Raw genomic sequence first — 24,963 nt, forward strand, 5'->3', positions numbered from 1 at the left:
AGGACCCGATGCCGCTGCCCGCCGAGTTCCACGACATCGCCAAACGCGTGAACAACTGGGGGCGTTGGGGTCAGGCCGACGAGATCGGCACCCTGAACCTGGTCACGGACGAGGTGGTCCGGGCGGCGGCGGCAGAGGTCCGCACGGGCCGCCGCGTCCCCCTGGCGCTGCCCCTCAAGGAGGACGGCGTGCAGTCGGGCATGATCCCCGGCCGCATCAACCCGCTCCACACCATGGTGCAGATCAACCAGGAGATCTTCGGCCCGGACACCGTCGCGTGCAGCGACGACGCGGTGACGATGGGCCTGCAGGCGGCCACCCACTGGGACGCCCTCACCCACGTCTCGCACTCGGGCCGCCTCTACAACGGCCGCCCGGCGGACACCATCACGGCACACGGCGGCGCCGAGTTCAGCGGCATCGACAAGGCCCCGTACATCGTCTCGCGCGGCGTACTGCTCGACGTGGCGGCGGCCAAGGGCCTGGACCGGCTGCCCGGCGACCACGCCGTGACCCCCCAAGACCTGGACGAGGCGGCCGAGTTCGGCCGCGTCGAGGTGCACCCGGGAGACATCGTCCTGGTCCGCACCGGCCAGATCCAGGTGTACCTGGCCGGCGACAAGCACGCGTACGGCTACCCGTCACCGGGCCTGTCGGTGCGCACCCCGGAGTGGTTCCACGCCCGTGACGTGGCGGCGGTCGCGAACGACACCCTGACCTTCGAGATCTTCCCGCCGGAGATCGAGAACCTGTGGCTCCCGGTGCACGCGCTGGACCTCGTGGAGATGGGCATGCTGCAGGGTCAGAACTGGAATCTGGAATCCCTGTCCACAGCCTGTGGAGAAGAAGGCCGCTACACGTTCCTGCTCTCGGCGATGCCCGAGCCCTTCAGGGGCGCGACCGGCACCCCGGTGGCCCCGGTGGCGGTGCTCTGAACCCCGGCCCGGAGCGAAGCCCCGGGGTGCGGGCCCCCTACCGGTGCGCGGCCGCGTCCCCCGCCCGCAAGGACGGACCGCGGGCCGCACCCGGCACCTCTTTTCCCGCACCCCAAGGGCAACGACCCGTATGCGCCGAGGGCCCCCGTCACAAGGGCCCTCGACGTCCCCTCGCAGCGAATCGCTGACCACAAGCGTGACCAAACGGACACTCAGCGTCAACTCCGGTACGGGTATTTGCCGTTAATGCGCAGAATATTCGAGCGCGCACGGAAGCACTGGACAGGTGCGGACCCGGCGCATCTTCCCAGGGGCCCCACAGGGGTCACACCGCCTCGAAGGCCACTCCGTCATGGACGGCCACTCCGCCCGCACCCGCGGCGGCACAGCGGTCGATCTCGCACCAGATGGCCTTGCCCGCGCCCTCGGGCCGCCAGCCCCAGCGGTCGGCCAGCCCGTCGACGAGCTCCAGACCGCGTCCGTTCGTCTCGTCGCCGTCCGCGTGCCGGGGCGTCGGCGGACGGGTGCTGGAGTCCGCCACCTCCACGCGCACGGTGCCCGGACACCGCTCCTGGACGGCGGGCAGGACCATGCGCAGCACCGCCGGACGGCCGGTGTGCACCACGGCGTTGGTGACCAGTTCGGAGACGAGCAGGATCAGCGTCTCGGCAAGCGGCTCGTCGGCGTCTATCCCCGAACCGGCGAGGCGCGAACGCACCCACCTCCGGGCCCGGCCCACTTCCGCGGGGTCGGCCCCGACCTCCAGCTGAACCTGAAGCACCTGCACCGCTCACACCATCCGAACCGGCGGACACGTCGCCTCGCGCCACTGACCATCCTGGCCACTGCCAAGGATCACGGACCGTGATCCCCTTGCTGCACAGCATGGTTGACGTACAGTCACCCCAACAAGCGCTTCGGGCATATTCCAGCGCGAAGGAGTACGCGTGCGGCATACTGTGCGACGCGTCCTGCGGGGGGTCGAACAGGCGGGCGTGACGCCCCGCCCTGCGCTGCGAGCGGCGCACATCCCCGATCCCGGGGCCGCCTCGGAGGCAGCACCGGCACCATCGCCCGGGCTCAGCACCACTCGCATCTGCCACAAGGTACCGGAGCCGGACGCCGACTCCGCGCCGTGACGAGCCCCGCGAAGGACACAACCCGATATCGACGTACGGTCACTGTCCGTGCACCCTTCCTCATGGCCTGCGCCGCGCGCTCACAGAGCGGCGGCGAGCACCTCCTCGGCGGCCCGCGCCGAGCCGCCCAACTCGGCACTCACCCAGGCCCGCTTCAGATGCAGATGAACGTCCGCCTCCCAGGTGAAACCCATGCCACCGTGCACCTGGAGGCAGTCACGGGCCCCCTGCGCGGCGGCCTCGTCGGCGAGCAGTTCAGCGGCGGCGAGCTCGACCGGGTCCCCGGTGACGGCGGCGGCGTAGACGGCGGCGCGGGCCACCTCGACCCGTACGAGCATCTCGGCACACAGGTGCTTGACGGCCTGGAACGCTCCGACGGGCTGACCGAACTGCTCGCGTTCCCGGGCGTGTTGGACGGCCATCTCAAGGGTGCGGCCGGCCGACCCGAGCTGCTGTGCGGCGAACAGGAGGGTGGCCCCGGGCGGAGGCGGCGGCCCCTCGCCCGGCACCCGGTGCAGGGGCGTGAGCGGGTCGACCGACGTGAGGGGCTCGGCGCCCGTCACCTCCCCGCGCACCACGTCGGCCTCGTCCAGCCAGGGCACGAGCCCGCCGAACGGCTGCGTCACGACCGCCTCGCCCGCCGCGGCGCCCGGCACCTGCCCGGCCGCGAGGAACGTGGCCACAAGAGGCCCCGGCACCAGCGCCCGCCCGCACTCCTCGAAGACCACCACGGCCTCCGGCAGGCCGAGCCCGACGCCGCCCGACGCCTCCGGCAGGCACAGCGCGAACAGGCCCGCCGCGCCGAGCTCCCGCCACAGCGCCCGGTCGACCACGGGCCGCCGCACCGCCTCGCGCAGCGCGTCCCGCCCGAACCGCCCGGCGAGCAGCTCCCGGATGCCGTCCCGCAACGCCCGCTGTTCCGCTGTCAGTTGGAAGTGCACGCTCAGCGCCCTCCTCTACCTTTCGTACCCTTCGAAACTTTCGTGCTCTTCGCACCCTTCGGCAGTCCCAGAATGCGTTCGGCGACGATGTTGCGCTGGATCTGCGACGTACCGGCCGCGATCGTGTACGACAGCGACGACAGCCGGTCCAGGGTCCACTCCTGGCCGGTGTCCAGCGCCCCGGCACCGCCGAGGACCCGGGCCGCGACGTCGTACAGCCGCTGCCGCGCGTGCGAGTACCGCAGCTTGAACACGGACCCGCCCACCCCGGGCACCCCGCCGCTCGCCTGCGCCTCGCTGACGTTCCACTGCGTGAGCCGCCACAGCGCGCTGAACTCGGCGGAGAGCAGCGCGAGTTCGCGGCGCAGCACGGCGTCGTCCCAGCGGCCGCTCTTGCGCGCGTGGGCCGCCAGCTCGCCGAGGACGCGGCGGCAGGCGACGACCTCGCCGACGAAGGCGGTACCGCGCTCGAAGGACAGCGTCACCATCGTGACGCGCCAGCCGTCGTTCTCGTCCCCGACGCGATTGCCGACCGGCACCCGTACGTCGTCGAGGAACATCTCCGCGAACTCCGTCGACCCGGCGAGCGTGCGCAGCGGGCGCACCGTGATCCCCGGAGTGTCCATCGGCATGGCGAGCCAGGTGATGCCGCGGTGCTTGGGGGCGTCCGGGTCGGTCCTGACGAGGAGTTCGCACCAGTCGGCGACCTCGGCGTGCGAGGTCCAGATCTTCGAGCCGTTGATCACGTACGAGTCGCCGTCGCGCACCGCGCGGGTGCGCAGCGCCGCCAGGTCGGACCCGGCGTCCGGCTCGCTGAACCCCTGGCACCACACCTCGTCGCCGCGCAGGACCGGCGTCAGCCAGCGGTCCCGCTGCGCGGCGCTGCCCTCGGCGGCGATGGTGGGCCCCGCGTGCAGCAGGCCGACGAAGTTGGCGCCCACGTACGGCGCGCCGGCCCGCTCCGTCTCCTCCAGGAAGATGAGCCGGGTGGTCGGCGAGGCGTCCCAGTGGACGTCCCCGTACCCGGCGTCGTGGAGCCTGCGCTGCCAGCCCGTGTCGTAGGCCCGGCGCCCCGGCCAGTCGCCGGGCGACGGCTTCGCCGGAAGCGTGGGCAGCTCGGCCGCGAGCCACTCCCGCAGCCGGGCCCGGAACGCCTCTTCCTCGTCGGTGTACGTGAGGTCCATCCGCCCGCCCCTACTCGGCGCGCTCGTCTAGGTCGAGGCCGAGCATGCGGATGGCGTTGCCGCGCATCAGCTTGTGGATCGTCTCGTCGTCGAGGCCCTTCACGTGGTCGAGGGCGACCTCCTTGGTGTTCGGGAAGGTCGAGTCGACGTGCGGGTAGTCGGTCTCGAAGGTGGCGTTGTCGCGCCCGACCACGTCCAGTGAGGCGACGCCGTGCTTGTCGCGGAAGAAGCAGCAGAAGATCTGCCGGTAGTAGTACGTCGACGGGGGCTCGGGGACGATGTCCTTGACCCCGCCCCAGGCGCGGTGCTCCTCCCACACGTCGTCGGCGCGCTCCAGGGCGTACGGGATCCAGCCCATCTGCCCCTCGCTGTAGGCCAGTTTGAGCGTCGGGAACTTCACCAGGACGCCGCTGAACAGGAAGTCCATCATCGACGCCATCGCGTTGTTGAAGCTGAGCGAGGCCTGCACGGCGGGCGGTGCGTCGGGGGAGGCGGCCGGCATCTGGGAGGAGGACCCGATGTGCATGTTCACGACGGTGCCGGTCTCCTGGCAGACCGCGAAGAACGGGTCCCAGTACCCGGAGTGGATGGACGGCAGGCCGAGGTGGGTGGGGATCTCGGAGAACGTCACGGCGCGTACGCCGCGCGCCGCGTTGCGCCGGATCTCGGCGACGGCGAGGTCGATGTCCCACAGCGGGATGATGCACAGCGGGATGAGGCGGCCGCCGCTGTCGCCGCACCACTCGTCGACCATCCAGTCGTTGTAGGCGCGCACACAGGCGAGGGCGACCTCCTTGTCGTGCGCCTCGGCGAAGGTCTGGCCGCAAAAGCGCGGGAAGGTCGGGAAGCAGAGGCTGGCCTCGACGTGGTTGAGGTCCATGTCCGCCAGGCGGGCCTTGGGGTCCCAGCAGCCGCGCCGCATCTCCGCGCGGGTGATGCCCTCCAGGGTCATGTCGTCCCGGTCGAAGCCGACGGCGGCGATGTTGCGCTTGTACGGGAACTTGAGGTCCTCGTAGATCCACCAGTCGGTGGGCGGCCCGTCGGGGTCCATGGTGATCTGGTACTTGCCCGCCACGTAGGCGAGTTCGCCGATCCCGGCGGTGAGCGGCTTCGGCCCGCGGTCGCGGTACTTCGCCGGCAGCCAGGTCTCGAAGAGATGGGCCGGTTCGATCACATGGTCGTCGACGCTGACGATGCGCGGCAGTTCCGTCATGAGTGCTGAGCCCCTCCGCGATATCTGATGACCCGTCAGATGCAGGCTATCCCCGCACCCCTGGACCGACAAGAAGCACGGACTTACGCTCTCATCGGATTCTGACGATCCGTCAGTTCGGCTGGACACTCGATGGGGGTCACGGCAATGACGCAGAGCACCGCACACGCCCTGGGCGCGTCCCGCACGCTCTGGGAGCTGGTCGAGCGCCGCGCCGCGCTCACCCCCGGCCACCCGGTCCTCCTCCAGGGTGAACGGACGCTGACCTTCGGCCAGTTGCGCGACCGGGCCGAGCGGGTGGCGGCCGGCCTGTACGAGAAGGGGGTCCGCCCGGGGTCGGTGGTCGCCTGGCAGCTGCCCACCCGGATCGAGACGGCCCTGCTCACCTTCGCGCTGGCCCGCCTCGGCGCGGTCCAGACCCCGGTCATCCCGTTCTACCGGGACCGCGAGGTCGGCTTCGCGCTGCGGGAGTCCAAGGCCGACTTCTTCGCGACACCGGGCGTGTGGCGCGGCTTCGACCACACGGAGATGGCCCGCCGGCTCGGCGCCCGCGGCGTCTTCGAGGCGTACGAGGACGCGGACCTGCCGGACGGCGACCCGGCCGTGCTGCCCGCCCCGCCCTCCTCGGGCACGTCCGTGCGCTGGATCTACTGGACGTCGGGCACCACCTCCGACCCCAAGGGCGTGCTGCACACGGACCGTTCACTGATCGCGGGCGGCTCGTGCCTGGCCCACGCGCTGCACCTGTCGGAGTCGGACGTCGGCTCGATGGCGTTCCCGTACGCGCACATCGCCGGGCCCGACTACACGGTGATGCTGCTCCTTTACGGGTTCCCGGCGGTGATGTTCGAGCAGTTCGCGCTGCCGGACGCGCTGGACGAGTACCGGCGGCACGGGGTGACGGTGGCGGGCGGGTCGACGGCGTTCTACTCCATGTTCCTGGCGGAGCAGCGCAAGGACCCCGGGCACAAGGTGATCCCGACCCTGCGACTCCTCGCGGGCGGCGGGGCGCCGAAGCCGCCCGAGGTGTACCACTCCGTGGTGCGCGAGATGGACGTCCAGCTCACCCACGGCTACGGCATGACCGAGGTGCCGATGATCACGATGGGGGCGCCGGACGACACGGCGCAGAACCTGGCGACGACCGAGGGCCGGCCGCCCGAGGGCATGGAGATCCGGATCGTGGACGGGGACGGCAAGCGGGTTCCCGCCGGGGTCGACGGCGAGGTCCGGCTGCGCGGGGAGGCGGTCTGCCAGGGGTACCTGGACCCGCGCCAGAGCGCCGACGCCTTCGACGCGGACGGCTTCCTGATCACCGGCGACCTGGGCCACGTGCTGCCCACCGGCCACCTGGTCCTCACCGGCCGGGCCAAGGACATCATCATCCGCAAGGGCGAGAACATCTCGGCCAAGGAGATCGAGGACCTGCTGCACGAACACCCCGCGGTCCAGGACGCGGCGGTCATCGGCCTGCCGGACGCGGAGCGCGGGGAGCGGGTCTGCGCGGTCCTCGAACTCCGCCCGGGGGCCGGCCGGCCGGCCCTGGACGCGATCACGTCGTACCTGCGCGCACAGGGCCTGTCCACGTTCAAGCTCCCCGAGCAGCTGGAGGTCCTGGACGCCCTCCCCCGCAACGACACCCTCCGCAAGGTCCTCAAGTACAAGCTGCGGGAGCGGTATGCGGAGCGGCGGTGAGGGCCGCGGGCCCGGGCGGGCTCACTCCGGGACGGTGAAGTACCGCGCGAACCCCTGGACGACCTCTTCCTCCGAGATCCGCCCGTCCCCGTCGGTGTCGAGGGCCGCGACCGCCCCCGAGGCGATCCCGGCCTCGACGCCCAGCGCCTTCAACACCCGTTCCGCGGCGGCTGTTCTGAGCCCGTCCCCGTCCCCGTCGGCCACCGCGATCGCGGCGCGCAGGAAGGGCCGCGCGATCTCGGCGAACCGCTCCGGGCTGTCCCGCAGCCGCTTCACGGCCCCGGTCACGAACTCGCCCCGGGTGACCCGCTGGTCGCCGTCCACGTCCGCGATCCCGGCCATGCCCTGCCAGAACGCCTCCGCCCCGGCGAACAGGGCCTGCCCCTTGTCGCAGCGGGCCGTGGTGTCGAACTCGGCGAGCAGCGCCTTCGCCGCGGCGTAGAAGTCCTCGCGGTCGATGTAGCCGTTGCCGTCCTGGTCGAAGCCGGCGAACCGGGTCGCGATCCTCCGCTCGTCCATGCTCATGGGCCGCCTCTCGCATCGGTGAGTCCTACGCCTGGGAGCGTACGTCGGGCCGGGGCACCGGGTGCCAAAAGTGAAGGGGTTGTGTCAGGACCGCAGGAATTCCGGGACAGGGATGTGCCCCTGTCATGTCCCGGGGACCGGGGTCCGTCCGTCCCTCGCCGGCCGCAGGTCAGGCCGACATCGGCGCCGCGTCGTCGTCGACCGCGGCCGCCACGTCCGGGTACACCTCGAAGAGGCGGCGCACGCCGAGGGCGCCGAGCACCCGGTTCACGTGCGAGCCGTCGACCGCGCCCTGCGCCGGCAGGATCAGCCGCAGCCGGCCCTGGCAGGAGCGCATCAGCCGGCGGGACGCGATCAGCACGCCGACACCGCTGGAGTCGCAGAACAGCACGTCGGAGAGGTCGAGCACGAGACTGCGGCGGCCGTCGGCGACCGCCTCGTGGACCTGCTGGCGCAGCGCGGGGGACGTCACGAGGTCCATCTCGCCCGACACGCGTACGACGGCCCAGTCGCCCCGCCCCGACTCGGTCACTCTGAGCGTCACGCTCCCCGCCTCCTCTCCCTGGCCGATCCGGAATCCGGTCTTACGTTTGCACTGCGCGGCTGCCCGGCCGCGACGCGCTGAAACACCCCCGCAGGCCTATCACATATGGCCTGGTTAAAGCCGGGCCGGTCAGATCCGGACCGTTGCGGACAGGGAGTTCGGGCCCGATCACGCACCGGACAGCACCGTTCTTTATCACCAGCTGCCGTATCGGGGCGCACAATGCGTCAAAGGAGCGTCCGTTGTCGGCACCGCGGACTACATTCGAGTATCAGGCAAGAGCAGTACGGGCAGTTCGGTGAGGGGGCCTCATGCCCAAGGACACTCCGTCCCGCTGGGACCGGAGGATGCAGCAGCGCCTCGCGCACGGCGAGGCCGCCGCGCTCGGCGAGCTGTACGACCGCTTCGCGTCTTTGGTGCACGGGCTCGCCCACCGCGTCCTGGACGACGAGGACGCCGCCGACCAGATCACCCGCGAGGTCTTCACCCGCATCTGGGAGAGCCCCGAGGCGTACGACCCCAAGCAGGGACCGCTGCGCTCCTTCATCGCCACGCTCGCGCATCAGCAGGCCGTCCAGCGGCTGCGCCAGACCGAGTCCGCCGCCCTCGTGCGCACCGGCCTCGGCACCACCGAGGACCTGGAGCGCAAGGTGCGCCGCGCCTCCGCCGCGGCCCGCGCCGACTACATCGTGACGTCGATGCCCGCCCCGCTGCGCGCCGCCCTGGAGCTCGCGTACTTCCAGCGCCGCGACTACCGCCAGACCGCCGCCGACCTCGGCGTCACCGAGGACGAGGCACGCCGCCGCCTCCGCCTCGGCCTGCAACTGCTGTCCACGGCCCACGACAGCGGCACACCTCCCGGGCGGTACGGGAGGCCGGCATGAGCGGGACACACGGCCCGGACCGCTTCGATCCGTACGGGGACGGGCCGGAGGACGGACACGGCAGCGGCGGCGCGGCGGACGCCCTGCGGATACCGACACCGCGCGTCTCCGTCGAGGACACCGGGCACCCGCTGCCCGAGTTCACCCTGCCCGAGCCCCTCGTCCTGGAGCACCGCGTCCTCAAGTCGCTGCTCGGCGCCTGGGCCCTCGCGGCCTGCTCGCCCGAGGAGTCCGCGGCCGTCGAGGACCACCTGGGCGACTGCGGCACCTGCGCGGAGGAGGCGCTGCGGCTGCGCGACGCCGTCGGCCTGCTGCACGCCGAGGAGTCCCTCGACCTCGACCCGATGCTGCGCGCCCGCGTCCTGGAGGGCTGCCTCACCCGGCGCCCGGCCCGCATCCCGGTCCCCGCCTGGGCCACGCCGTACGACGCGGAGACCGCGCGCCTGGACGCGCTGCTCCAGGACATCGGCGACGGCGAGTGGCACGCGCCGGTGCGGCTGCGCTGGTACGAGCAGGAGGAGCACGTCAGCCGCAGGACCACGGTCGCCGGGGTGATTGCCCATCTCACCAGCGTCGACGGCCTGATCGCCCGCGCCCTCGGCCTCGACGACCCGCTCGGCGCGCCCGCGCGCGACGGCATCGGGCCGGCCGCGCGCACGGAGGCGTACTGGAAGGCGTCCCACTTCCCGCCGACCGGCGCCGTGCGCGCGCCCTGGCGGGACCAGTCGCACGCCCTGATCCGCACCGTCTCCTTCGCCGGGACCGACACGGCGGACACCGACGGCTCGGGGCAACTCCCCGTCTCGTACGGCGACTTCGAGCTCGCCCTGCGCGACGCCATGATCGACCGGGCCTTCGAGTGCTGGATCCACGCGGGTGACATCGCCGACGCGGTGGACTATCCCTACGAGCCGCCTGCCCCGCGCCATCTCAACCGCATGATCGACCTCGCCGCCCGGATGCTGCCCGTCTCCCTCGCGGCCCGCCGCCGCACCGGCCTGGCGGCCCCGGCGCTCGAACCGGTCGCGTCCGGTGCGCCCGGCCGCAGTCTGCGCCTGGAGGTCGAGGGGGCGGGCGGCGGCGAGTGGCTGATCGCCCTCGACTCCCCCGCGAGCGGCTCCGCCGAGCGGGAGGTGGCCCATGTCGCCCTGGACGGGGTCGAGTTCTGCCGTCTCGCCGCGGGGCATGTGTCGCCGGACGAGGCGGCCGCGGGGCAGGTCGGCGACCGTCAGGCGATCCGCGATGTGCTCTCGGCGACGGCGGCGCTGAGCCGGATGTAGCTGGAGAGGGACGTCCCCTCATCTGCCCGGCTGCGGCCCGCCGCCGAGTGCGCGTTTCGTCGTGGCTTCTCGCGCAGTTCCCCGCGCCCCTGGAGCATGCGGCTTCGCCGCGCCTCCATCGGGAGACTTCGTGCAGCATCTCCGGCCCGAGATGGCGCACGCAGTGCGCATCTCAGGGGCGCGGGGAACTGCGCGAGAAGCCCCACCGGCCCGCAGCCGACTCGAAGCCCCGGGCCCGCAGCCCGCGGCCCGCGACGACCCCCTAGGCGAACACGACCGTCCGCCGCCCGTTCAGCAGAATCCGCCGCTCCGCATGCCACTTGACGGCCCGCGCCAGCGCCTGGCACTCGACGTCCCGGCCGATCGCGACCAGCTGGTCCGGAGTGACGTCGTGGCCGACGCGCTCGACCTCCTGCTCGATGATCGGCCCCTCGTCGAGGTCGGCGGTCACATAGTGCGCGGTCGCCCCGATCAGCTTCACACCCCGGGCATGCGCCTGGTGATACGGCTTCGCGCCCTTGAAGCTCGGCAGGAACGAGTGGTGGATGTTGATGATCCGCCCGCTCAGCTGCTTGCACAGGTCGTCCGACAGCACCTGCATGTACCGGGCGAGAACGACGAGCTCGACGCCCTCCGCGCGGACCAGTTCGAGGACCTGCGCCTCTGCGTCGGCCTTCGTCTCCTTGGTCACCGGGATGTGGTGGAAGGGGATGTCGTACGTGCCGACCAGCTCGGCGAACTCCGTGTGGTTGGAGACCACGGCGGCGATGTCGACGGGCAGCGCGCCGATCCGCGCCCGGAAGAGCAGGTCGTTCAGGCAGTGCCCGAACTTGCTGACCATCAGGATGATCTTCATCCGGTCCGAGGCCCGGTGGATCTGCCAGTCCATCCGGAACGAGTCCCCGATGGCGGCGAAGCTGGCGCGCAGCTTCTCCACGGTGACGGGGGTGTCCGCGCTGAAGTGGACGCGCATGAAGAACAGTCCCGTGTCGTGGTCACCGAACTGCTGGCTGTCCTCGATGTTGCAGCCGGTCATGAAGAGGTAGCTCGACACGGCGTGCACGATGCCCTGCTTGTCGGGGCAGGAGAGGGTGAGGACGTACTGCTCGGGGCCGGTGACAGGTGCGGACTGCGCGTTCATGGGCCAAGGGTCCCACAACCGCCCCGCACCACGAGGAGGCGTCCCGGGGAACGGACTCAGGCCGCCCGCGTCATGATCCGCAGCACTTCGAGGGTCCGGGGCGCGGTCTCGGGATCCTCGCCGTCACTCGTGGCGAGCCTCACATGCGCGTCCCGCGCCGCCCGCACGGCCTCCGGCCACCCCGGATCGTCCAGATAGGCGGAGACGGGCGCGTCCGGCCCGACCTGGTGCATGATCCGCAGCACCCGCAGCACGGCGGTGTCGACGAGAGACGCCTCCTGCGAGTCGCGGAAGATCGTTCCGACGTACTTCTCGGCGGACCAGTTGTCCAGCCAGGTGTCCTCGACGAGGCGGTAGACGGCGTCGGTCACGTCCCCGTACCCGTCCACACCGGCGAGCCAAACGTTTCGCTGGAACGACGGGTCGGAGAGCATGTGCAGCGCGGAGCGCACATTGCTGCGCCAGCGCCACCACGGCATGTCGTTGAGTGGCATGGCGTCCATCTTTGTGGAGCGACGGCCGCGGCGGGAAGAGTTCTCCGAGCTTTGCACGGTCATCGATCGTACGTCCCGCCCTCCGGCACCCCGACCGCCCCCCGTAATTCACCTCCGCGTCACCACACGTCGACCGCGGGTCACTCGGTGGTTCGGGATGCGGCGGAATCGTGCACGTCCATGACCGGCTGGCGCCACACCACCACCAAGACCACCGTCCGCATCGCTGCCGCCGTCACCGGCGCGGCCCTGGTGACCGGCTGCGGACTGGTCCCCGGGGCCACGGGGGACTCCGGGGACCGGACGGTCACCGTGATGACCTGGGCCCCGGAGAAGACGGACGCGACGAACATGCCGGGCATGCCCGCGATGGCCCGGGCGTACGCACGCTGGGTCAACGCGCACGGCGGCATCGGCGGCCGCACTCTGCGGGTGCTCACCTGCAACGACCGCAACGACAGCGTGGGCGCCGCGAAGTGCGCCCACTCCGCCGTCGACCAGGGCGCCGTCGCCGTGGTCGGCTCCTACAGCCAGCACGGCCGGGTGTTCCTGTCGCCGCTGGAGGCCGCCGGCATCCCCTACATCGGGGGCTACGGCGTGACCGACGCCGAGTTCACCAGCCCGCTGTCCTACCCGGTCAACGGCGGCCAGGCCGCCCTGCTCGCGGGCAACGGCCAGCAGCTCGCCGCGAGCTGCGACCGCACCGTCCTGATCCGCCCCGACACCGTCGCGGGCGACGATCTCCCGGCCCTGCTCAACACCGGCCTCGCCCTGCGCGACCGCCCCGCCGCCGTCGACCTGCGCGCCGCGGAGGACTCCACCGACTACGACGGCCAGGCCCGGCAGGCGCTGACCACGGCGAGCGCGGACCCGCTCGGCGAGGGCTGCGTCGCGGCGGTGCTCGGGGACCGCACGGACACGTTCTTCGACTCGTTCCGGCGGCTGCGCACCGCATACCCGGCGGTGCGCACGGCGACCGTCCTCGGCAGCGTCGACCAGTCCGTCATCAACCGCACCGGCGGCGCGCACAGCCCGTACGAGGGGGCGTACGTCACCGGCTGGTACCCGACCGCCGACGACGCGCGCTGGAACCCCATGCGCAAGGCCATCAACGAGCAGGCCTTCGGCGACAACCGGATCGACCCGGCCGACGCGGGCGTGCAGACCACCTGGATCGCGTACACCGTGCTGAAGCAGGTCGTCGAGTCGCTCGGCGACGGCGACGTGACCGCCCGCACCGTCCGCATCGCCCTCGACAACGGCATGAAGGTCACGACGGGCGGCCTCACGCCCCCGCTGCGCTGGGGCTACGACCACATGTCCGCGGCCGGCGAGTTCCCCCGCCTGGTCAACGCCCGGGTCACCTACCAGAAGGTCCAGCAGGGCCGTCTCGTCGCGACCCGCAAGGCCCAGGTGGACGTGACGGACACGCTGGCGAAGGCGCCCTGACCGGGCGCCCCGCCCCGCATCCGCCGGACCGGCCCTAGAGCTGCACGGCCGTCCGCTGGGTCAGCCCGTACTTCGAGGCGATCGCGTTCCACAGCTTGGCGGCCTTCGTCTTCTGGGTGGAGGCCGTCACGCTGGACTGATCGCCCGCGTGGCGCTGCGGCGTCACCTTGGCCCGCCCCTTGTGGCACCCCTTCTTCCCGCCGACCTGGTCGCCCCACGCCGCGTAGTGGGTGTCCGCCGACGCGGACGCCTTCCACGCCTGGGTGAGGGCGTCCTTCAGCGCGGCGTTGTCGGGCAGCTTGTCCACGGCGAGGCCGTTGAGGCGCGTCACGAGGCCGTTGCGCTGGGTCGCGGCGTCCCGCAGGGCCTTGGAGGACGCCGGGAGCTCCTTGCAGGCGCCGATGTTGGCGACGGCCCCGACCACGGCCTCACGGCTGTTGTTGGAGTCGGCGAGGAGCTTGTCGAGGGCGACGGCCTGCGCCTTGACCGGGTCGGCGGCCTGCGACGACTGGTCCGAGGGCGCGGGCGAGGAGTTCGAGACAGGCTTGGTCGTGTCGCCCTTGTCGTCGTCCCCGCCGCCGCTGAGCAGCGCGCCCGCGCCGATCCCCACGACGAGGATGCCGACACCGACGGCCGCGATCAGCGGCACATTCGAACCGGTGCGGGACTTGCGGCGCGGCGGCTGCGGCTCGTACGCCTGCTGCTGGGGCGGGACCTGCGGGCCGCGCCCGCCCGGGGCGTGCGGGGCGTGCGGGGCCTGCTGGGCGTGTTGCTCAAAGCGCGGCATCTGCTGCGTCGACGCGGCCGGACCCTCGGGCTCCGTACGGAAGAGGGCGTCGAACTCGGCAGGCGGCTGCCGCTCGCCCGGCGCACCGGGGCGGATGTCATAGGGAGCGCCCTGCGGCTCCGCCGGTACCGGCGGGATGTACTGGGTCGCCTCGCTGTCCGGGCCCCCCGGCACCGCGTCGGGCAGCGCGCCCGGCATCGGCTGCTGCGGCGCACGGCCGAGGTACTGCGTGGCGTCGGCCGCCGGCGCCTCGGGCGGCAGCGGGGCCGCGTGCTGCTGAGGCGGGGCGACCGGGGCTATGTACTGCGTGGCGTCCCCGTCGAAGGAACCGGCGGCGTACGGGGCGTCGTAGGAGCCGCCGTGCGAGCCGTCGTAGCCGGTGGGCGCGGCGGGCGGCAGCGGCGCGGCGCCGTGCTGGGGCTGCGCCGGTATCTGGGGCGGCAGCGGAGCGGCGCCCGCCTGGGGCTGCGCGCTCTGCCCGCCCCACTCGTACGTCGGCATCGGCCCGGCGGCCTGCGCCTGCTGGGACTCGGGCCCCCACGGCTGGCCCCACGGGGCCGCGCCCGCGGGTCCTGCCTGGTCGCCGAACGTGCCCGGCAACAAGGGCTCACCGCCGTCGGCGGGCAGCACGACGCCTTCGTGCGCCTGCCGTGCCGCCGGAAGATGCGGATCTTCACCCTGTCCGCGCTGCTGGGTCACCGGGACTCCTACGTATGGGGGACCTTCGGAATCGTCGGCTCACGCTACCGGGTCCCCGTACGCCCGTGCTACGCACCTCAAATCCCGGAAGCCTCCCCCGCGACGGGAGTAACAAAACAAGCCGGTCGCACGCTGATAAGACGAACCGGCGGCGAACCGGCCCCGGCTACGCCGCCTGCAGCTCCACCCGCGCCCCGAACTCCCGCACCACGGACTCCTCCCGGAACGGTTCGAGCCGGTCCCTGAAGTCCTCCAGGTACTCCGCGCCCCGGTTCGAGCGCAGCGTGCCCAGCAGCTCCACGGCCCGAAGTCCCGTATGGCAGGCCTGTTCCACCTCGCGCTGCTGCACCTGCGCCGTGGCCAGCAGGACGAGCCCGATGGCGCGACGCCTGGCCCGCGACTCCGGGTGCCCGTCGAGCGACTCCTGCGCGCACCTCGCCGCGTCCCGCGACTGGCCCAGGTCCCGGTGGCAGTGCGCGAGTTCATCGGCCAGATAGGCGTGGTCGAAATGGCCGATCCACACCGGGTCGTCGCCGGAGTCGGCCCGCCCGTCGGCCCGCTCCATCGCGGCAACGGCCTTGCTGGACGCGGCCTGTGCGGCCACGGCGTCCCCGAGGAGCGCGTGGCCGCGCGCCTCGGCGGCGTGGAACATCGCCTCCGCGCGCGGCGTCACCCGACCGCGCGCCCCCTCCTGGGCGGCGCGCGCCAGTTGGGCGATCTCGCGCGGAGTGCCGAGCTGCGCCGCCAAGTGACTCATGGACGCGGCCAGTACGTACCCGCCGTAGCCGCGGTCCCCGGCCGCCTGGGCCAGCCTGAGCGCCTGGATGTAGTAGCGCTGGGCGAGACCCGGCTGCCCGGTGTCGACCGCCATGTACCCGGCGAGCTCCGTCAACCGCGCGACGGCGGCGAACAGTTCACGCCCCACGGACTCCCGGTACGACCCGGCGAGCAGCCCGCTGACCACGCTGTTCAGGTAGTGCACCACCACCGGGCGCACATGGCCGCTGCCGTACTGGTGGTCCAGGTCGGTCAGCGCCTGCGTCATCGCCCGCACGGCCGCCACGTCGGACATCCCGACGCGTGGTCCCGCGGCCCGCGCGACCTGCGAGTCGGGCACCGAGATCAGCCAGTCCCGGCTCGGCTCGACCAGCGCCGACGACGCGACGGACGACCCGGACAGGAAGTCCCTGCGCCCGACGTCGCTCCGCCACAGCTCACAGACCTGCTCGATGGCGCCGAGCACGGTCGGCGAGAACTGCAGCCCGACCCCGGAGGCCAGGTTCTTCCCGTTGGCCATGCCGATCTCGTCGATCGTCACGGTGCGGCCGAGTTTCCGGCCGAGGGCCTCGGCGATGATGCCGGGCGCCCGGCCGCGTGGCTGCTGCCCGCGCAGCCAGCGCGCCACCGACGTCTTGTCGTAGCGCAGATCGAGACCGTGTTCCGCTCCGCACATGTTGACCCGGCGTGCCAGGCCCGCGTTCGAGCAGCCCGCCTCCTGGATGAGCGCCTGTAGACGTTCGTTGGGCTGTCGCGCGACGAGTGGCCGTGCGGCCATGGCGTACCCCCTGCTGTGCCCGTCTCCCGGTGCCCGGCTGCCGATCACAGCCGGGTATTGGATCACTGCCCGGCGGAGAAACGGAAGATGCGCCACAAACGGGTATCAAACCGTGCACATGGCGTGGCGGCGCCTCTTCCCCGGTCTCCCCCTCGTTCCCTCACCGCACTACCCACGCCCCGCTGCCGCCTCGCCCGCGCGCCCCCGCCCGTGCATCCATGCGCCCCACATGCGGGAACGATGCTCCCGCGCCGCCCTTGCGTGCGCCCGTAACCCCAGATGGCGCAGGTAGTTGAGAACGTCGTGGAAGAGACCATCGCAGGCACCTCGGACGTCACCTCACCCGTCGCAGCTGCCGGACAGATCCCCCAGCAGCGCGGCGAATCCCTCCTCGAAACGGCCGTGCGCTACGCGGAAGAGCGGCACTGGGACGTGTTCCCCGGCACCTGGCTGGAGTTCGACGACGGCGTCCAGCGCTGCTCGTGCGGCGACGACCGGTGCACGGCGCCCGGCGCCCACCCCGCGCGCCCCGACTGGGCCACGCAGGCGACCGGCAGCGCGACCGTGGCCCGCCGCCTGTGGTCGAAGCAGCCCAAGGCGTCGATCCTGCTCCCCACGGGCCGTACGTTCGACGCGATCGACGTGCCGGAGACCGCCGGGTTCCTCGCGCTGGCCCGCATGGAACGCATGGAGCTCACCCTCGGCCCCGTCACCTGCACCCCGGACCGGCGCATGCAGTTCTTCGTGCTGCCCGGCGCCACCCTCAAGGTCCCCGACCTGGTCCGGAAGCTGGGCTGGCCGCCGGCCTCCCTCGATCTGGTGGCGCTCGGCGAGGGCGGGTACGTCGCCGCGCCCCCGACCCGCTTCGGCAGCCAGGGCGCGGCCCAGTGGGCGTGCCGCCCCACCGCCGCGAACCGCTGGCTGCCGGACGCCGAGGAGCTGATCTCCCCGCTGGCGTACGCGTGCGGCCGCGAAGGGCGCCGCAAGTAGCGCCTCGCCTCCCCGGCCCCGGCTCCCGGCCGACGTATCGTGCGCAGACGCACGACGACGCCGACGAAGGGCGGACCCAGTTGACCCCGGCCGAGGAACCAGCAGCCGTACGCGTACACGACCTGTGGAAGTCCTTCGGCCGGCAGACCGCGGTCGCCGGCATCGAACTGGCCCTTCCCGCGGGCAGGTTCATCGGACTCGTCGGCCCGAACGGGGCCGGCAAGACCACCACCCTGTCCATGGTCACCGGACTGCTCCGGCCCGACCGTGGCACCGTGCACGTCGCGGGCCACGACGTCTGGGCCGACCCGGCCGAGGTCAAGGCCCGCATCGGCGTGCTGCCGGAGGGCCTGCGCCTCTTCGAGCGCCTCTCGGGGCATGAACTCCTCGCGTACACGGGCAGGTTGCGCGGTCTGCCCGGCGCGGAGGTCGACAAGCGCGCCGCGCAGCTCCTGGACGTGCTCGACCTCTCCTCGGCCCAGCACAAACTGGTCGTCGACTACTCGACCGGCATGCGCAAGAAGATCGGCCTCGCCGCGGCCCTCCTCCACAACCCCGAAGTCCTCTTCCTGGACGAGCCGTTCGAGGGCGTCGACCCGGTCTCCGCCCAGACCATCCGCGGCGTCCTGGAACGCTTCACCCGGGCCGGGGCCACGGTCGTCTTCTCCTCGCACGTGATGGAGCTGGTGGAATCGCTGTGCGACTGGGTCGCCGTGATGGCCGCGGGCCGCATCCGGGCACACGGGACGCTCGCGGAGGTGAAGGGCGACGCGGCGTCGCTGCAGGAGGCGTTCCTGGAGCTCGTCGGGGCGAACGGGCGGGACGGCGGCGGCTCCCTGGACTGGCTGGGCGGCGAGCGATGACACCGACCCGGGTGCTCGTCCAGCTCAAACTGGCCCTGCTGCGCAACGGGTTGCGGCAGTCCGCCGGGCGCCGCGCCGCGTACATCGCCTCGGTCCTCGTCGTCCTGCTGATCGCCGCGCTCCAGCTCCTCGGCCTCGTCCTCCTGCACGGGAACACGCACGCCGCCACCGTCGGCGTCCTCCTCACGGCGCTGCTCGCGCTCGGCTGGGCGGTGCTCCCCCTGTTCTTCCCCAGCGGCGACGAGACCCTCGACCCGACCCGCCTCGTGATGCTGCCGCTGCGCCCCGATCCGCTGGTGCGCGGGCTGCTCGTGGCCTCGCTCGTCGGCATCGGCCCGCTGTTCACGCTCTGCCTCGCGGGCGGTGCGGGGTACGCCGTCGCGCACGGGGCCGCGGCCGCGGTCGTCGCCGTGTTCGCGGTCCCCCTCACCGTCCTCACCTGCGTCGCTCTCGCCCGGGCCGTCGCCGCCGCCAACATCCGGCTGCTCACCAGCCGCAAGGGCCGCGATCTCGCCGTCCTCAGCGGCCTCGTCGTCGCGATCGGCGCCCAGCTCGTCAACTTCGGTGCGCAGCGGCTCGGTTCGGCGGGCGGGGTGGGGGCGCTCGACCCCGTCGCGGACGTGCTGCGCTGGGTGCCGCCCGCGTCGGCGATCGGCGCGGTCGACGCGGCCGGCGACGGCGCGTACGGGACGGCCGCGGTCCGACTGGCGCTCTGCCTGGCGGGGTTGGCCGCGGTGCTCGGCGTCTGGCGGCGGGCCCTGACCCGGCTGATGACGTCCCCGGACGGCTCGACGCTGCAGGCCGCGGAGCCCGGCCGGCGCGGGCCGCGCCGCACGAGCGGCCGCCGCCTGCTGCCCGCCGGGCGTACCGGCACGGTCATGGAACGCAGCCTGCGCTACGTGTGGCGCGACCCGAAGACGAAGGCCGCCTGGATCACGTCCCTCGCCATCGGCCTGATCGTCCCGGTCTTCAACGCCCTCCAGGGCACCGGCTCCGTCTACTTCGCGTGCTTCGCGTCCGGCATGCTCGGTATCCAGATGTACAACCAGTTCGGGCAGGACACCTCCGCCTTCTGGATGGTGGCGATGACGATCGCCTCGCCCCGTGACGCGTACGTCGAACTGCGGGCCCGCGCCCTGGCGCTGCTCCTGATCACCCTCCCGTACGCCACGCTGGTCACCGTGATCACCACGGCGATGCTCGGCGCCTGGGCGGACCTCCCGGAGGTGCTGGGTCTCTCCTTCGCGCTGCTGGGCGCGATGCTCGCGACGGGCGCCTGGTCCTCGGCCCGCTTCCCGTACTCGATCCCGCAGGAGGGCTACAAGAACGTCGCCCCGGGGCAGGCCGGCCTCGCCTGGATCTCCATCTTCGGCGGCATGGTCGCCGCGGCCCTGCTCTGCGCCCCCGTCCTCGCGCTCACGATCACCCTGCACGCGACGGGCGCCGACTCCTGGTCCTGGATCCTGCTACCGGTCGGCGCGGCCTACGGCGCGGCGGCGACGCTTTTCGGCCTGCGCCTGGCGGCCCCGCGCACGGCGGCGCGGCTGCCGGAGATCCTGGCGGCGGTCAGCAAGGGTTAGGCCCCGTCCGGGCCCTGGAACGCAGACGACCCGCGAGCCGTGGTTCCTCCCGTACGAGACGGTCGGAAGCCGGCCGGACGTACCGGCAGCTCGCGGGTCGGGTGACTGCTTGGGAATAGGGCCGGCTGCACGCACAACTCACGTGCGGGTCCGGCGCCGAATTCGAGACGCGACGACGGGCCGCTAGCCCGCAGTCACCTCAGACGTCCGGCGTGCATACATGCTCCGAACCACCTCCTCTCCTCTGTGTCCCCCAGCCTAGGAACCGATGGGACAGCTCTCAACCGCTTTTTCGAGACCTTGGGAGAACCAGCCCTCACGCCCCGGCCACCCCGTCGATCGCCTCCCGCAACAGATCGGCGTGGCCGCGGCCAAGGGTGAGGGCGGAGCTGGGGATCGCGGGGTGCCGGGACAGGGCGGCCGTCGGGGGTGGTGGTCAGAGGGGGCATGCTGGACCGGTGCGCTTATCGGATTCCGTAAAGTTGACCGAACTCCGTGTGGGATGCGTCACGTTCGAGTTGAATGATCTGAAGGAGTACGAAGGCGTCGTCGCGCCGACACAGCCTGCAGGGGGTGCCAGGTGAGTGCTTCCCGGCGTAGTGGGACCACCGATGCGCTCGGGCCCGACGAGCCCGAGCGTGACGGGCCGGACGGGGCCGATCTGTTGGCCGCGCTGCTGGACGGCATGGATGCCGCCCTGTGCGCCTTCGATGCCGACGGGCTCGTGACCCATTGGAACCGGGAGGCCGAGCGGATCCTGGGCTGGTCGGCGGAGGAGGCCGTGGGCCGCAGCGGGTTCGCCGGGTGGGCCGTGCGGTCCGCCGACGCGGACGAGGTGCAGGGACGGCTGCTGGCCGCGATGCACGCCCCGGGGCGGCAGGTGAACGAGTTCGCGCTGGTCACCAAGGAGGGCGGGCGGGTTCTCGTCCGTACGCAGTCGGCCGCCGTGCGGGGTCCCGACGGGAAGCCCGCCGGGGTGTACTGCGCCTTCAGCGAGGTGCACGCGCAGATCGACCTGGAGCGGTCCATCGCGTTGAGCGAGGCCCTGTTCGAGGACGCCGCGTGGGGCGTGGTCCTGGTCGACGCCGACCTGCGGCCCGCCGTGGTGAACGCGCACGCCGCGCGGGCCCTGGGCTCCGGCCGCACCGCCGTACTGGGCCGCCCGCTGGGCGAGTTGATCTCCCAGGGCGTGGAGGAGCTGGAGAGCGCCCTCGCCCACGTGCTGGCGGAAGGCGCGCCGCCGTCGCCCATGGAGGTGTGGGTGACGCTGCGGCTGCCGGAGGGGCGGCAGGAGCGCAGATGCTGGCGGAGCGGCTTCGTACGGCTGGCCTCGCCGCTGACCGAGGAGCCGGTGCCGCTGGGCGTCGGCTGGCTGTTCCAGGACGTGACCGAGGCCAAGCAGACCGAGCAGGAGGCCGCGCAGCTCCGTTTCCGGTCGCACCAGTTGCACCGCGCGGCGCGGGCCGCCGCCGAGTGCGAGGATCCGGCCGAGGCGGCGACCGTGCACCTGGACTTCGCGCTGGCCGGGTTCGCCGACCACGCCGTGATCGACCTGCTGGTGAGCGAGGAGCCGGTGCGGCTGGTGCGGGCGGCCGCCACGCCGTCGGGCGCGCCGGGGCCGAGCCTGCTCGTGACCCGGGGCGCGCTGCCGGTCCGGTACGCGGAGGGGCATCCGGCGCTCCAGTGCGTGGACCGGGCCGGTTCCGTGCGGGCCGGTGTCCCGCAGGCGGGCGGTCCCGGGGCCGCGGAATGGGCGTCGGCCCGGCAGTGGCCGGAGGGGACCGTGTACGCGCTGTGCGCGGTGCTGCGCAGCCGGGGGCGGACGCTGGGCGTGGTGACGTTCCTGCGCGGGACGAGCCGGGCCCGGTTCGAGCGCGGGGACGCCATGTACGCGGAGAGCGTGGCCGTACGGATCGCCGCCGCGGTGGACCTGGCCTCCGCGGGCCCGCCCGGGGGCGCCGGCCCGCGCTGACCGGGGCCGGGTCAGTACTGGTAGAAGATGCGGTCGCCGTACTCCGCGAAGACCTTGGCGTTCCAGTCGTGGCCGCCGTCCACGTTGCCCGAGCGGAGCAGGGGCGGCTGGACGCCGCGGTCGGCGAGGGACGTGGCGCAGGTGGCCAGCGTCGCCTGCATCAGGGCGCTGGTGGTGATCGTGGAGGCCGAGGCGAAGGGGGCGTCGACGCCGTCGTGGGTGAGCTCCGCGTCGCCCACCTCGATCTTCGAGTCGAGGACGATGTCGCAGTGGTCGCGCAGGTACGTGCCGGAGACGTGGCGGGACTTCGGGGCGTCGGGCCCGCCCGCGTACGCGAGGGAGGTCACGCCGATGACCTTCAGGCCGAGCGCCCGGGCGTTCATCGCCATCTCGACGGGCAGGGCGTTGCGCCCGGAGAGGGAGATGATGACGAGGGCGTCGCCCGCCTTGGCGGGGCTGGAGTCCAGGACCGCCGCCGCCAGGCCGTCGACCCGCTCCAGGGCCGAGCCGAGCGTGGCCGGCATGACGTCCACGCCGACGGCGCCGGGGACGGCCAGCAGGTTCATCAGGGCCAGGCTGCCGGCGCGGTAGACGACGTCCTGCGCGGCGAGCGAGGAGTGGCCCGCGCCGAAGGCGAAGAGGCGGCCGCCCGCGACGACGGTGTCGGCCAGCAGGGTGCCGGCCGCGGTGATGTTCTCCAGCTCCTCGTCGCGGACCCGCTGCAGGCGGCCGATCGCGGCGTCGAGGTACTGCGCGGCCAGCTTGCTCTCGCTCATCGGCGTAGCCCCTTGAGTCGTGGTGTCGCGGATCACGGTGCGGTCTGGACCAGGGCCGTGTCAATACGCTTCCGGGCCCTGTCGGGCCATGGTTTCCCCGGCGCGGGACGGTTGTCAGCGCTATGCGTCAGAATTGGGGGCAGGGCCAGCGCACGAGCGACGCGGCGAGCCAGCGGAGCCGCTGCGGAGCAGAGAGCTACACGAGGGGCACGTATGTCCGGACTGATCGACACCACGGAGATGTACCTCCGCACCATCCTCGAGCTGGAAGAGGAAGGTGTGGTCCCCATGCGCGCCCGGATCGCCGAGCGGCTCGACCAGAGCGGCCCGACGGTCAGCCAGACCGTGGCCCGTATGGAGCGGGACGGCCTGGTGGCCGTCGCCGCCGACCGGCACCTGGAGCTGACCGACGAGGGGCGCCGGCTCGCCACCCGCGTGATGCGCAAGCACCGGCTCGCCGAGTGCCTGCTGGTCGACGTGATCGGCCTGGAGTGGGAGCAGGTGCACGCGGAGGCGTGCCGCTGGGAGCACGTGATGAGCGAGGCCGTGGAGCGGCGGGTCCTGGAGCTGCTGCGGCACCCGACGGAGTCGCCGTACGGGAACCCCATCCCGGGCCTGGAGGAGCTGGGCGAGAAGGACGGGGCGGACCCGTTCCTGGACGAGGGCATGGTCTCGCTCGCCGACCTGGACGCGGGGGCGGACGGCAAGACGGTCGTCGTACGGCGCATCGGCGAGCCGATCCAGACGGACGCGCAGCTGATGTACACGCTGCGCCGGGCGGGCGTGCAGCCCGGTTCGGTGGTCAGCGTCACGCAGTCGCCGGGCGGCGTCCTGGTGGGCAGCAGCGGGGAAGCGGCGGAGCTGGAGGCGGACATCGCCTCGCACGTCTTCGTGGCCAAGCGCTGATCCCGGCACCCCGCCGTCAACTGCCGTGATGTGCGGGGCAGTTGGTTTGCTTTCGTGCGCGCGACACGTTCGTACAGAAAGCCAGATTCCCTGTGCGGAATCGCAGCGGCCGGACGCTCCGCGTGCCAGGCTGTCGCGTGAGGCATATGACCGGAGGGGGGCAGGTATGGACCTGCCGTTCGGGACACGGCACGGCCGGGGGGCGCGGGGGCCGATCGCAGCGGAGGGCCCCGGCGCCCTACGGCGCCGGGGCCTGTCCTCCCCTGTTCTGACCCGGAGCCCCGAGCTCCCAGGGTCATCCCCTCCGGACCGATTTCCCCGAGCGGTCCGCCTCCCGAGAAAGAGATCCCCTCGGCGGCGCCGGTCATTCCTTGAGCGTTGTCACTCAAACGAGGGGTGTTACCGAAGAGCGCCACGCTTTCGAATAAAGGTTCGATAGCGTGCGCGGGTACGCGACTGCAGGCGCGACCACGAGGGGGTGCCAGGGCCTATGGCGCGGCGCATCGACGTGACCGGAGCGGGCGGGGTCCGCCTGGCCGCCTGGGAGTTCGCCGACCCGCCCAAGACGGGCGAGGCCGGGCGCACCCCCGGAGTCCTGTTACTGCACGGCCTGATGGGCCGGGCGTCCCATTGGGCCGGCACCACGCGCTGGCTCGCCGAGCGGCACCGGGCGGTCGCCCTGGACCAGCGCGGGCACGGTCAGAGCGACAAGCCCCCGCAGGGGCCGTTCGACCGGGAGGCGTACGTGCTGGACGCGGAGGCGGCGCTGGTGCAGCTGGGCCTGGAGCCCGCCGTCCTCATCGGGCACTCCATGGGGGCGCTCACGGCCTGGCAGCTCGCCGCCCGCAGACCCGATCTCGTCCGCGGACTGGTCATCTGCGACATGCGGGCCTCGGCGCTCGGCGCCGCCTCCCAGCGGGAGTGGGAGGACTGGTTCAAGGCCTGGCCGCTGCCGTTCGCCACGCTCGCGGACGTCCGCAAGTGGTTCGGCGAGGACGACCCCTGGGTGGAGCGGCCCAATCCGTCGCGCGGCGAGTTCTACGCCGAGGTGATGACCGAGACCCCGGACGGCTGGCGGCCGGTGTTCTCCCGGCGCCAGATGCTCCAGGCGCGCTCGACGTGGGTGTACGACGCGCACTGGGAGGAGCTGGCCGCCGTGCAGTGCCCGACGCTCGTGCTGCGCGGGCTCGACGGGCAGCTGGGGCGGGCGGAGGCGCAGGAGATGGTGCGGGTGCTGCCGCGGGGCGAGTACGCGGAGGTGGCCGACGCCGGGCATCTCGTCCACTACGACCAGCCGGACGCGTGGCGCGCGGCGATCGAGCCGTTCCTCGACGGGGTCCTGGCCGAGCTCTAGGCGGGCCGGGGGCGCCCTTTCGCCGTGGAACCTTCGAGTTCGTCGGCGGATGCGGGT

General features: G+C 72.6%; 22 protein-coding genes. 11 read left to right on the top strand and 11 right to left on the bottom strand.

Going from position 1 to position 24,963, the window contains the following annotated elements; genetic code table 11:
• Nucleotides 1-8: 8 nt before the first annotated feature.
• Complete coding sequence (locus ACVHNB_RS38055; protein WP_428954033.1) at nucleotides 9-935, top strand: cyclase family protein; 927 nt, start codon at nucleotides 9-11, stop codon at nucleotides 933-935.
• A gap of 325 nt (nucleotides 936-1,260) precedes the next feature.
• Here the strand turns inward: ACVHNB_RS38055 and ACVHNB_RS38060 are convergent, their stop codons facing one another.
• The 4 genes from ACVHNB_RS38060 to ACVHNB_RS38075 form a co-directional block, all read right to left on the bottom strand.
• The gene (locus tag ACVHNB_RS38060) at nucleotides 1,261-1,722 is read right to left on the bottom strand and encodes an ATP-binding protein (RefSeq protein WP_428954032.1); all 462 of its coding nucleotides are present in this window, start codon (nucleotides 1,720-1,722) and stop codon (nucleotides 1,261-1,263) included.
• A 432-nt stretch (nucleotides 1,723-2,154) separates the two neighbouring features.
• Complete coding sequence (locus tag ACVHNB_RS38065) at nucleotides 2,155-3,015, bottom strand: acyl-CoA dehydrogenase family protein (RefSeq protein ID WP_456226928.1); 861 nt, start codon at nucleotides 3,013-3,015, stop codon at nucleotides 2,155-2,157.
• 2 nt (nucleotides 3,016-3,017) lie between these two features.
• On the bottom strand, nucleotides 3,018-4,199 hold the full coding sequence (locus ACVHNB_RS38070; protein WP_456226929.1) for an acyl-CoA dehydrogenase family protein: 1,182 nt from the start codon (nucleotides 4,197-4,199) through the stop codon (nucleotides 3,018-3,020).
• Nucleotides 4,200-4,209: 10 nt separating this feature from the next.
• Nucleotides 4,210-5,412 carry an amidohydrolase family protein gene (locus tag ACVHNB_RS38075; protein WP_428954029.1) on the bottom strand — a complete coding sequence of 401 codons (1,203 nt, stop codon included), beginning with the start codon at nucleotides 5,410-5,412 and terminating at the stop codon, nucleotides 4,210-4,212.
• A 147-nt stretch (nucleotides 5,413-5,559) separates the two neighbouring features.
• Between ACVHNB_RS38075 and ACVHNB_RS38080 the strand changes: the two genes are divergently transcribed.
• Nucleotides 5,560-7,107 carry a class I adenylate-forming enzyme family protein gene (locus tag ACVHNB_RS38080; RefSeq protein ID WP_456226930.1) on the top strand — a complete coding sequence of 516 codons (1,548 nt, stop codon included), beginning with the start codon at nucleotides 5,560-5,562 and terminating at the stop codon, nucleotides 7,105-7,107.
• A 21-nt stretch (nucleotides 7,108-7,128) separates the two neighbouring features.
• Here ACVHNB_RS38080 and ACVHNB_RS38085 read toward each other — a convergent pair whose 3' ends face one another.
• Both ACVHNB_RS38085 and ACVHNB_RS38090 read right to left on the bottom strand, forming a co-directional pair.
• Nucleotides 7,129-7,626 (bottom strand): EF-hand domain-containing protein, encoded by a 498-nt coding sequence (locus ACVHNB_RS38085; protein ID WP_428954027.1) that lies wholly within the window; start codon nucleotides 7,624-7,626, stop codon nucleotides 7,129-7,131.
• A 175-nt stretch (nucleotides 7,627-7,801) separates the two neighbouring features.
• Nucleotides 7,802-8,176: an STAS domain-containing protein gene (locus ACVHNB_RS38090; RefSeq protein WP_428954026.1), complete on the bottom strand. Its 375-nt coding sequence runs from the start codon at nucleotides 8,174-8,176 to the stop codon at nucleotides 7,802-7,804.
• 311 nt (nucleotides 8,177-8,487) lie between these two features.
• Here ACVHNB_RS38090 and ACVHNB_RS38095 point away from each other — a divergent pair, with 311 nt between their 5' ends.
• Together ACVHNB_RS38095 and ACVHNB_RS38100 are read left to right on the top strand one after the other, a co-directional pair.
• A complete protein-coding gene (locus ACVHNB_RS38095) occupies nucleotides 8,488-9,060 on the top strand; it encodes a sigma-70 family RNA polymerase sigma factor (protein WP_428954025.1) in 573 nt (190 codons plus the stop codon).
• Nucleotides 9,057-10,340: an MDMPI N domain containing protein gene (locus tag ACVHNB_RS38100; protein ID WP_428954024.1), complete on the top strand. Its 1,284-nt coding sequence runs from the start codon at nucleotides 9,057-9,059 to the stop codon at nucleotides 10,338-10,340. The genes ACVHNB_RS38095 and ACVHNB_RS38100 overlap by 4 nt, the downstream gene beginning before the upstream one ends.
• A gap of 262 nt (nucleotides 10,341-10,602) precedes the next feature.
• On the opposite strand, the gene purU is transcribed toward ACVHNB_RS38100, so the two are convergent.
• Nucleotides 10,603-11,481 carry a formyltetrahydrofolate deformylase gene (purU, locus tag ACVHNB_RS38105; protein WP_428954023.1) on the bottom strand — a complete coding sequence of 293 codons (879 nt, stop codon included), beginning with the start codon at nucleotides 11,479-11,481 and terminating at the stop codon, nucleotides 10,603-10,605.
• A gap of 56 nt (nucleotides 11,482-11,537) precedes the next feature.
• Entirely contained in the window at nucleotides 11,538-12,038 is a 501-nt protein-coding gene (locus tag ACVHNB_RS38110; RefSeq protein WP_456226931.1) for an SCO4402 family protein, read from the bottom strand.
• Between the two features lie 117 nt (nucleotides 12,039-12,155).
• Here ACVHNB_RS38110 and ACVHNB_RS38115 point away from each other — a divergent pair, with 117 nt between their 5' ends.
• The gene (locus ACVHNB_RS38115; RefSeq protein WP_428954021.1) at nucleotides 12,156-13,424 is read left to right on the top strand and encodes an ABC transporter substrate-binding protein; all 1,269 of its coding nucleotides are present in this window, start codon (nucleotides 12,156-12,158) and stop codon (nucleotides 13,422-13,424) included.
• 34 nt (nucleotides 13,425-13,458) lie between these two features.
• Here the strand turns inward: ACVHNB_RS38115 and ACVHNB_RS38120 are convergent, their stop codons facing one another.
• Together ACVHNB_RS38120 and ACVHNB_RS38125 are read right to left on the bottom strand one after the other, a co-directional pair.
• Nucleotides 13,459-14,910 carry a hypothetical protein gene (locus tag ACVHNB_RS38120; protein ID WP_456226932.1) on the bottom strand — a complete coding sequence of 484 codons (1,452 nt, stop codon included), beginning with the start codon at nucleotides 14,908-14,910 and terminating at the stop codon, nucleotides 13,459-13,461.
• Between the two features lie 166 nt (nucleotides 14,911-15,076).
• Complete coding sequence (locus tag ACVHNB_RS38125; RefSeq protein WP_428954019.1) at nucleotides 15,077-16,465, bottom strand: tetratricopeptide repeat protein; 1,389 nt, start codon at nucleotides 16,463-16,465, stop codon at nucleotides 15,077-15,079.
• 279 nt (nucleotides 16,466-16,744) lie between these two features.
• Here ACVHNB_RS38125 and ACVHNB_RS38130 point away from each other — a divergent pair, with 279 nt between their 5' ends.
• The 4 genes from ACVHNB_RS38130 to ACVHNB_RS38145 all read left to right on the top strand — a co-directional run bounded on the left by ACVHNB_RS38130 (nucleotide 16,745) and on the right by ACVHNB_RS38145 (nucleotide 21,870).
• On the top strand, nucleotides 16,745-17,455 hold the full coding sequence (locus ACVHNB_RS38130; protein ID WP_456226933.1) for a bifunctional DNA primase/polymerase: 711 nt from the start codon (nucleotides 16,745-16,747) through the stop codon (nucleotides 17,453-17,455).
• Between the two features lie 80 nt (nucleotides 17,456-17,535).
• The gene (locus ACVHNB_RS38135; RefSeq protein WP_428954017.1) at nucleotides 17,536-18,318 is read left to right on the top strand and encodes an ABC transporter ATP-binding protein; all 783 of its coding nucleotides are present in this window, start codon (nucleotides 17,536-17,538) and stop codon (nucleotides 18,316-18,318) included.
• Nucleotides 18,315-19,898 carry a transporter gene (locus tag ACVHNB_RS38140; RefSeq protein WP_428954016.1) on the top strand — a complete coding sequence of 528 codons (1,584 nt, stop codon included), beginning with the start codon at nucleotides 18,315-18,317 and terminating at the stop codon, nucleotides 19,896-19,898. The genes ACVHNB_RS38135 and ACVHNB_RS38140 overlap by 4 nt, the downstream gene beginning before the upstream one ends.
• 580 nt (nucleotides 19,899-20,478) lie before the next feature.
• On the top strand, nucleotides 20,479-21,870 hold the full coding sequence (locus ACVHNB_RS38145) for a PAS domain-containing protein (protein WP_428954015.1): 1,392 nt from the start codon (nucleotides 20,479-20,481) through the stop codon (nucleotides 21,868-21,870).
• An 11-nt stretch (nucleotides 21,871-21,881) separates the two neighbouring features.
• Here ACVHNB_RS38145 and ACVHNB_RS38150 read toward each other — a convergent pair whose 3' ends face one another.
• Entirely contained in the window at nucleotides 21,882-22,646 is a 765-nt protein-coding gene (locus tag ACVHNB_RS38150; RefSeq protein ID WP_428954014.1) for an SIS domain-containing protein, read from the bottom strand.
• 213 nt (nucleotides 22,647-22,859) lie between these two features.
• Here ACVHNB_RS38150 and ACVHNB_RS38155 point away from each other — a divergent pair, with 213 nt between their 5' ends.
• Complete coding sequence (locus tag ACVHNB_RS38155; protein WP_428954013.1) at nucleotides 22,860-23,552, top strand: metal-dependent transcriptional regulator; 693 nt, start codon at nucleotides 22,860-22,862, stop codon at nucleotides 23,550-23,552.
• A gap of 490 nt (nucleotides 23,553-24,042) precedes the next feature.
• On the top strand, nucleotides 24,043-24,906 hold the full coding sequence (locus tag ACVHNB_RS38160) for an alpha/beta fold hydrolase (protein ID WP_428954012.1): 864 nt from the start codon (nucleotides 24,043-24,045) through the stop codon (nucleotides 24,904-24,906).
• The last annotated feature ends 57 nt before the right edge of the window (nucleotides 24,907-24,963 follow it).

It is taken from the genome of Streptomyces sp. YJ-C3, from assembly GCF_053891275.1.

Excerpts from the sequence above, each read along its gene's own strand:
- purU (WP_428954023.1), bottom strand. The coding sequence starts at position 11,481 with ATGAACGCGCAGTCCGCACCTGTCACCGGCCCCGAGCAGTACGTCCTC.
- ACVHNB_RS38150 (WP_428954014.1), bottom strand. The coding sequence starts at position 22,646 with ATGAGCGAGAGCAAGCTGGCCGCGCAGTACCTCGACGCCGCGATCGGC.
- ACVHNB_RS38140 (WP_428954016.1), top strand. The coding sequence starts at position 18,315 with ATGACACCGACCCGGGTGCTCGTCCAGCTCAAACTGGCCCTGCTGCGC.
- ACVHNB_RS38155 (WP_428954013.1), top strand. The coding sequence starts at position 22,860 with ATGTCCGGACTGATCGACACCACGGAGATGTACCTCCGCACCATCCTC.
- ACVHNB_RS38085 (WP_428954027.1), bottom strand. The coding sequence starts at position 7,626 with ATGGACGAGCGGAGGATCGCGACCCGGTTCGCCGGCTTCGACCAGGAC.
- ACVHNB_RS38070 (WP_456226929.1), bottom strand. The coding sequence starts at position 4,199 with ATGGACCTCACGTACACCGACGAGGAAGAGGCGTTCCGGGCCCGGCTG.
- ACVHNB_RS38125 (WP_428954019.1), bottom strand. The coding sequence starts at position 16,465 with ATGGCCGCACGGCCACTCGTCGCGCGACAGCCCAACGAACGTCTACAG.
- ACVHNB_RS38080 (WP_456226930.1), top strand. The coding sequence starts at position 5,560 with ATGACGCAGAGCACCGCACACGCCCTGGGCGCGTCCCGCACGCTCTGG.
- ACVHNB_RS38075 (WP_428954029.1), bottom strand. The coding sequence starts at position 5,412 with ATGACGGAACTGCCGCGCATCGTCAGCGTCGACGACCATGTGATCGAA.
- ACVHNB_RS38110 (WP_456226931.1), bottom strand. The coding sequence starts at position 12,038 with ATGACCGTGCAAAGCTCGGAGAACTCTTCCCGCCGCGGCCGTCGCTCC.
- ACVHNB_RS38100 (WP_428954024.1), top strand. The coding sequence starts at position 9,057 with ATGAGCGGGACACACGGCCCGGACCGCTTCGATCCGTACGGGGACGGG.
- ACVHNB_RS38095 (WP_428954025.1), top strand. The coding sequence starts at position 8,488 with ATGCCCAAGGACACTCCGTCCCGCTGGGACCGGAGGATGCAGCAGCGC.
- ACVHNB_RS38055 (WP_428954033.1), top strand. The coding sequence starts at position 9 with ATGCCGCTGCCCGCCGAGTTCCACGACATCGCCAAACGCGTGAACAAC.
- ACVHNB_RS38115 (WP_428954021.1), top strand. The coding sequence starts at position 12,156 with ATGACCGGCTGGCGCCACACCACCACCAAGACCACCGTCCGCATCGCT.
- ACVHNB_RS38160 (WP_428954012.1), top strand. The coding sequence starts at position 24,043 with ATGGCGCGGCGCATCGACGTGACCGGAGCGGGCGGGGTCCGCCTGGCC.
- ACVHNB_RS38130 (WP_456226933.1), top strand. The coding sequence starts at position 16,745 with ATGGCGCAGGTAGTTGAGAACGTCGTGGAAGAGACCATCGCAGGCACC.